Here is a 7,665-nt window from a genome sequence, read left to right on the forward strand (position 1 = left end):
CATTCCTCTCCATTTTTAATTGGTTATAAGTGAATACGTGTTTCCATCCGCAGCTTGCGGCTGATGCCCACGTAGGAAGGCCGTTACACCAGTTCTCGTTAATTCCTTGATTCCATAAGGCCGGACAAGCTCGAGGAAGGCCTCGATTTTATCCGAATCACCGGTTACCTGAACAATCATGCTGTCCTTGCTGATATCAACTGCGCTGGCACGGAAAGGAGCAATGATACTTTGCAGCTCATTCCGGCTGGCAGGGGGGCAGACGACTTTTACGAGTGCCAGCTCCCTAGCAACTATGGCGTGATCGGTAATATCGGCTACTTTCAGTACGTCAATCTGCTTATGAAGCTGCTTTGTGAGCTGTTCCAGCTTCTGCATGTCTTCTACTTCAACGACGAAGGTCATACGGCTGATTTGCTCCACCTCAGTTTTGCCTACTGAAATACTATCGATATTGAATTGTCTTTTCTGCATCAAACCTGTTATCCGGTTCAGCACACCGCTCCTATTCTGAACGGTTGCCGTAATGATTCGCTTCATCGACTCACTCCAATCATTTCATGCAGTCCTTTTCCTGGTGCAATCATCGGGAACACATTCTCCTGACGCAGCACACGACAGTCAATTACAACTGGTTCGTCGGATTGAAGCAGGGAAGGAAGCTCTGCCACTAACTGCTCTTGTGTTTCCAAGCGGACTCCTTTTATGCTGTAGCTATCAGCCAACTTGATGAAATCCGGCTGGATATCCAGCAGCGACTCGGAATAACGCTCTTGGTAAAAGAATTCCTGCCACTGCCTGACCATGCCGAGACTTTGGTTGTTGACTATCAGTATCTTCACCGGCAGTTTTCGCTCTTGCAGGACGGAAAGCTCCTGCATGGTCATCTGGAATCCGCCATCCCCGACTACGCTGATGACTGTACTGTCGGGACTTGCCAGCTGGGCCCCGATTGCAGCAGGGAAGCCGAATCCCATCGTGCCGAGTCCGCCAGAGGTCACCCAGCGATTGGGCTGGTCAAAACTGTAATATTGTGCGGCCCACATTTGATGCTGCCCGACATCGGTCGTGACGATGGCATTTCCTTTCGTTGCTTTATGAACGGCCTGCATGACCCATTGCGGAATGAGATCCTGTGCAGGGTTGTTGAACCATAGCGGATAATCTTCTTTGTACTGCTGCAGATGATTTCTCCATGTCTGGATGTCTGGAATATCTGCTTCTGCTTTTTGAAGTTCTTCCAGTGCAGCCTTGGCATCAGACACGACAGGAATGCTGGTAGGTATGATTTTCCCGATTTCTGCCGGATCGATATCGATATGTGCGATTGTTGCTTGCGGGGCAAAATGCGCCAGGTTGCCTGTAAGGCGATCATCGAATCTGGCACCTACATTAATTAGCAAATCGCATTCATATAGGGCACGGTTGGCTGCGTATGTCCCGTGCATGCCTGCCATACCAAGAAATTCCGGTTCACTGGCTGGAAAGGCACCTAGTCCAAGCAGGGTAGATGTGACAGGCAGCTGGAAACGCTTTGCGAATGCTAAGACTTCTTTCGACGCTTTTGCATGCAGGATACCTGCTCCTGTCAGCAAAATAGGGCGTTTCGCAGTCGATATGGCATGGATAAGCTTTTTGATTTGATTGTTATTTGGCTTCAATGTCGGTTGATAACCTGGAAGGTGAATAGGTTCCTCAGCAGCAGCTCTTTGGTAAACCTCACCCGAGATGTCCTTTGGAATATCGATTACTACAGGTCCTGGCCGTCCAGTTGTGGCGATATAAAACGCTTCTTTAATAATGCGCGGCATATCTTCCTGCCTTTGGACTTGGTAGTTGTGCTTTGTGATAGGAGTGGTGATTCCCATCACATCTGATTCTTGGAAAGCATCTGTTCCGATGACACTTCTGCCTACTTGGCCGGTGAATACGACAAGCGGCAGGGAATCCATCATTGCATCGGCAATTCCAGTTATAAGGTTTGTCGCACCAGGTCCAGAAGTCGCAATCACAACCCCGGGCTTTCCGGAAACACGTGCATAGCCTTCTGCGGCATGTATTGCTCCTTGTTCATGTCGAGTCAAGATGTGCTGGAACTGAGGTTCTGCGCGATACAAGGCATCATAGATCGGGAGTACAGCTCCCCCTGGATAGCCGAAAATAGTATCAACACCTGCTGCTTGCAGTGCCTCTACAAATAAATCAGCACCCGTTTTTGGAACTTCGGCAGCAGGATTTCTTTCTTGTACGGCTTGAGCCTTCACCTTCATGGTTATATCCCTCCAATAGATTTTGATATATAAAAAAAGCCTTTTTTCTCCATTCAAGCAATCTTGCAAGAAATGGGGAAAAAAGACTTTGCTTTTCTCGGTACCACCCAAGTTCACAGCTTCCTTACGGTAAACTGCCTCATGGAGCTGCATTTGCCAGCTCCGTTTTGGTAACAGGTGCTGTACACCTGGCTCAGCCTACTGTAATTCAGCTTCGCACTCAGGGAAGAGAGATGACGGATTATATTGCCAGGCTTCCAGCGCCCCTGGCTCTCTGTGAATATAATGCTTCCGTCTCTATGGTCCCGTCTTCGTTTTGGTTATATTTTCATGACCCCGCCAGTGTTAGCTGAGGTTACGAGCTTTGCATATTTTGCTAAGTAACCAGACTTGATTTTAGGTTCGGGCTGTTTCCAATTCTGTCGGCGTGTCTCCAGAACATCTTCATCCACAAGCAATTCAATGCTGCGTGCTTCCAGATCGATCAAAATTGGATCACCATTCTCAACAAATGCTATTGGTCCGCCTTCAGCTGCCTCCGGAGAAATATGACCGGCAGAAATGCCTCGGGTCGCACCTGAGAAACGGCCATCTGTTATCAAAGCGACTTCTTTAGCTAGACCGCGTCCCGCAATAGCAGAAGTAGGGGAGAGCATCTCGGGCATCCCTGGTCCGCCTTTTGGACCTTCATAACGGATGACGACGACATGTCCTGCCTGCACGGTTCCGTTCGTGATGCCTTCCTGTGCCTCATCCTGTGAGTCAAAGACAATTGCCTCACCGAGGAATTTCTTGATGGAAGGATCAACAGCTCCGACTTTTATGACACTGCCGTCGGGTGCAAGGTTACCGTACAGAATACTCAACCCGCCAACTGGACTGTAGGGATTATCCAATGGACGAATAACCTCTTTATTTAAGATCTCGTAGTCTTCCACATTCTCAGCTATTGTCTTACCAGTGATGGTAATACGCTCCTTATGAAGAAGGCCATCGATCTTGCATAACTCATTGATGATTGCACTGACTCCTCCGGCTAGGTGGACGTCATGCATGGAATAATCTGAAGCTGGACTGATTTTGGAAAGGTAAGGAACCTTCTCTGCAATCTTATTTATGTCTGCCAGATCATAATCAATGCCGGCTTCATGAGCGATGGCGATTGTATGAAGAACTGTATTCGTTGAACCGCCCATAGCCATATCCAAAGCGAAGGCATTATCAAAGGTTTCCTTTGTCATAATGTCCCGCGGACGGATATCCTCTTTAACAAGCCGGATCAGGTGTCTGGCAGCTTCATAGATCAGTTCATGCCGTTCGTCGGATGTGGCTAGCAGTGTTCCGTTTCCAGGAACGGTCATACCGAGCATCTCCATTAGGCTGTTCATAGAGTTTGCTGTGAACATACCGGAGCAGGATCCGCAAGTCGGACAAGCAAGCTGCTCGATTGTTGCTAATTCCTGTTCGGTCATCGTACCGTTTTGCACGGCACCTACACCTTCGAACATGGATACGAGATTCAATGGTTTCCCTTCTGGACTTACACCAGCTTCCATTGGACCTCCGGAAACAAAGACAGAAGGGACATTCGTCCTTGCTGATGCCATCAGCATACCCGGTGTGATTTTATCGCAATTCGGTATATAGAAGACGCCGTCGAACCAATGCGCCTGTATAACAGTTTCTGCACTATCTGCAATGATCTCCCTGCTCGGTAAGCTGTAACGCATTCCGATATGGCCCATTGCGATGCCATCATCTACACCAATCGTATTGAATTCGAAGGGGATACCGCCTGCTTGGCGAATAGCGTCTTTTACTACTTCAGCGAATTTGTTTAGATGCATGTGTCCTGGAATGATATCGATGTAAGAGTTGCAAACACCGATGAACGGTTTTCCTAAGTCAGACGTTTTAACACCGGTCGCATGCAGCAAACTGCGGTGCGGAGCGCGGTCAATCCCTGTTTTGATCATGTCACTACGCATTGGATCAAAACACCTCCCAGTTGCAAAAGTTCTTTTTCTCTTTACATGTTGGATGCTCATAGATTGATTGAATTGAATAATTTGAAAATTCATTTATTTGATTAATTGTCAGTTATCATAACGCCTAACACAAGCTAGGTCAACAGCTTATTGGATAAATTTTCAGATTCTTTAAATCATTCAAACTACTTGTAAGCGCTACCAATACAGTGGTGCAAGGGTTGTTGTCAGATAATCTGGCAGAAAACTTTTTTATAGCTCTTGATTTAATGAAAAGAGCGGACTTGTACAATTTTGGAAAACTTATAGGAATATAGGTCAAACAAGGGTTCATGTAGCTTTTGGTTTGAATAGTTATAGGAGAGAAATTATGTGGATTGGAATTCTTTTATTATTTGAAGGAGGCAGAATTAAACGATGCCTGACCAGAACATCGTAAGGAATGGCGGATTCGAATCTGGCAGTCTTGTACCATGGGTTTCATCTTTTGCATCAATCACTCAGCAATATACGCATAGCGGCAACTATGCAGCAAGGCTGGATGGTGGTCAAAAGACTGCGTTCATAGCGCAATACGTGTCACCTGTTATAGCAGGCTATAGTTATAATCTGTCAGTTTACTTGGCGAGGGAAAGTGAACAGCTTGCACCGACAGTACAGATACAAATAATCTTTCTAACGGGAAACTTCCAAACAGTGGGGAGAGGATTGCTGCTGGATATACCTTCAGATAACATACCTATAGCTCCACAGGGAGGTTGGAGAGAAGTTACTGGTATCTCCGTCACAGCACCTCAAGGAACAGCACAAATTTTCTTGTTGATTAATACACTTCCGGGTCCTGCTATAGGCAACATCCTCGTAGATGACGTTACACTGTCAATTTATAGAGGCGGAATTGGTATTACTGGAGCAACAGGACCTACAGGACCAACAGGGGTTACGGGTAATACTGGTGTGACCGGTGCTACTGGAATCACAGGCATTACTGGGGGAACTGGACCAACCGGACCCACTGGAGTAACAGGAGTAACAGGAGTAACAGGATCGACAGGGATCACTGGAGTAACAGGAGAAACTGGATCGACAGGGCTTACCGGGGTAACGGGAGAAACCGGCTCAACAGGACTTACCGGAGTAACAGGGGAAACTGGCGCGACCGGACTCACTGGGGTAACAGGAGAAACCGGACCAATCGGACTTACGGGAGTAACAGGCGAGACTGGATCAACGGGACTTACTGGAGTGACAGGAGAAACCGGAGCTACGGGGATAACTGGAGTAACAGGGATCACCGGAGTCACTGGAGAAACCGGAGCAACAGGAATCACTGGGGTAACAGGAGAAACCGGATCAACAGGGCTTACCGGAGAAACCGGATCAACAGGGCTTACCGGAGAAACCGGATCAACAGGGCTTACCGGAGAAACCGGCGAGACTGGGGCAACAGGGATCACCGGAGTAACGGGAGAAACCGGCTCGACAGGAATCACCGGAGTAACGGGAGAAACCGGCTCGACAGGAATCACTGGGGTAACAGGGGAAACCGGATCAACAGGGCTTACCGGAGTGACGGGAGAAACTGGATCAACAGGAATTACTGGGGTAACGGGAGAAACTGGATCTACAGGAATCACTGGAGTTACCGGGGCAACCGGCTCTACAGGAATCACTGGAGTTACCGGGGCAACCGGATCAACAGGAGTTACAGGAGAGACTGGAGCAACGGGAGTTACTGGAGTAACAGGGGAAACAGGATCAACAGGACTTACTGGAGTAACGGGAGAGACTGGATCAACGGGACTTACTGGAGTGACAGGAGAAACCGGAGCTACAGGGATAACTGGAGTAACAGGAGAAACCGGCTCGACAGGAATCACTGGGATAACAGGAGAAACCGGCTCGACAGGGATTACCGGAGTAACGGGAGAAACCGGCTCGACAGGAATCACTGGGGTAACAGGGGAAACCGGGGAAACCGGATCAACAGGGCTTACCGGAGTAACGGGAGAAACTGGATCAACAGGAATCACTGGAGTAACGGGAGAAACAGGACCGACAGGGCTCACCGGAGTAACGGGAGAAACCGGCTCGACAGGAATCACTGGAGTAACGGGAGAAACCGGAGCTACGGGGATAACTGGAGTAACAGGAGAAACTGGATCAACAGGAATTACTGGAGTAACGGGAGAAACCGGATCGACAGGAATTACTGGAGTAACGGGAGAAACCGGATCCACAGGATTTACTGGAGTAACGGGAGAAACCGGATCCACAGGACTTACCGGAGTAACAGGAGAAACTGGATCCACAGGACTTACCGGAGTAACAGGAGAAACCGGAGCAACAGGGCTTACCGGAGTAACAGGAGAAACCGGAGCAACAGGGCTTACCGGAGTAACGGGAGAAACCGGAGCAACAGGACTTACTGGAGTAACGGGAGAAACAGGATCAACAGGATTTACTGGAGTAACGGGATCAACAGGATCTACTGGAGTTACCGGAGAAACCGGACCGACAGGGCTCACCGGAGTTACGGGAGAAACAGGATCGACAGGGCTCACCGGAGTAACGGGAGAAACCGGGTCCACAGGCATCACTGGAGTAACAGGAGAAACCGGGTCCACAGGAATCACTGGAGTAACAGGAGAAACCGGTTTAACAGGACCTACTGGAGTAACGGGATCAACAGGATCAACAGGGCTTACCGGAGTAACAGGAGAAACCGGGTCCACAGGCATCACTGGAGTAACAGGAGAAACTGGATCGACAGGGCTTACCGGAGTAACGGGAGAAACTGGATCCACAGGACTTACTGGTGTAACGGGAGAAACTGGATCAACAGGACTTACTGGAGTAACGGGAGAAACCGGGTCCACAGGAATCACTGGAGTAACGGGAGAAACCGGATCGACAGGGCTTACCGGAGTAACGGGAGAAACCGGATCGACAGGACTTACTGGAGTAACGGGAGAAACCGGGTCCACAGGAATCACTGGAGTAACAGGAGAAACCGGATCAACAGGACTTACTGGAGTAACGGGAGAAACCGGAGCCACAGGATCCACAGGATCTACTGGAGTTACCGGAGAAACCGGACCGACAGGGCTCACCGGAGTAACGGGAGAAACGGGATCGACAGGAATCACTGGGGCAACGGGAGAAACTGGATCCACAGGACCTGCAGGAATTACCGGTCCAACGGGAGTAGAAGGAGCGACAGGAACAACAGGACCTGCAGGAATTACCGGCCCAACGGGAGCAGCAGGAGAAACTGGAATAACAGGACCTGCAGGAATTACTGGTCCAACGGGAGCAGCAGGAGAAACTGGAACAACAGGACCTGCAGGAATTACCGGTCCAACGGGAGCAGCAGGAGCGACAGGAACAACAGGACCTGCAGGAAT

Annotated in this window: 4 protein-coding genes; 1 reads left to right on the forward strand and 3 read right to left on the reverse strand. The window is 49.2% G+C overall.

The annotated features are described in order from the left end of the window. Positions 1-15 precede the first annotated feature (15 nt). The 3 genes from ilvN to ilvD form a co-directional block, all read right to left on the reverse strand. The gene (gene ilvN, locus ACH6C1_RS13395; protein WP_038559726.1) at positions 16-540 is read right to left on the reverse strand and encodes an acetolactate synthase small subunit; all 525 of its coding nucleotides are present in this window, start codon (positions 538-540) and stop codon (positions 16-18) included. Beyond that, positions 537-2,270, reverse strand: coding sequence for a biosynthetic-type acetolactate synthase large subunit (ilvB, locus tag ACH6C1_RS13400; protein ID WP_374077793.1), 1,734 nt, complete (start codon positions 2,268-2,270; stop codon positions 537-539). The genes ilvN and ilvB overlap by 4 nt, the downstream gene beginning before the upstream one ends. Before the next feature lie 320 nt (positions 2,271-2,590). Next, a complete protein-coding gene (gene ilvD, locus ACH6C1_RS13405) occupies positions 2,591-4,258 on the reverse strand; it encodes a dihydroxy-acid dehydratase (protein ID WP_095222947.1) in 1,668 nt (555 codons plus the stop codon). 417 nt (positions 4,259-4,675) lie between these two features. Between ilvD and ACH6C1_RS19570 the strand changes: the two genes are divergently transcribed. Beyond that, a partial coding sequence (locus ACH6C1_RS19570) for an NTTRR-F1 domain (RefSeq protein WP_483887691.1) occupies positions 4,676-7,665 on the forward strand: 2,990 nt, incomplete at its 3' end.

This window comes from Terribacillus sp. JSM ZJ617 (genome assembly GCF_044383785.1).
Classification (GTDB): domain Bacteria; phylum Bacillota; class Bacilli; order Bacillales; family Amphibacillaceae; genus Terribacillus.

Coding starts and splice junctions, on each gene's coding strand:
- ilvN (WP_038559726.1), bottom strand. CDS start 540: ATGAAGCGAATCATTACGGCAACCGTTCAGAATAGGAGCGGTGTGCTG.
- ilvB (WP_374077793.1), bottom strand. CDS start 2,270: ATGAAGGTGAAGGCTCAAGCCGTACAAGAAAGAAATCCTGCTGCCGAA.
- ilvD (WP_095222947.1), bottom strand. CDS start 4,258: ATGCGTAGTGACATGATCAAAACAGGGATTGACCGCGCTCCGCACCGC.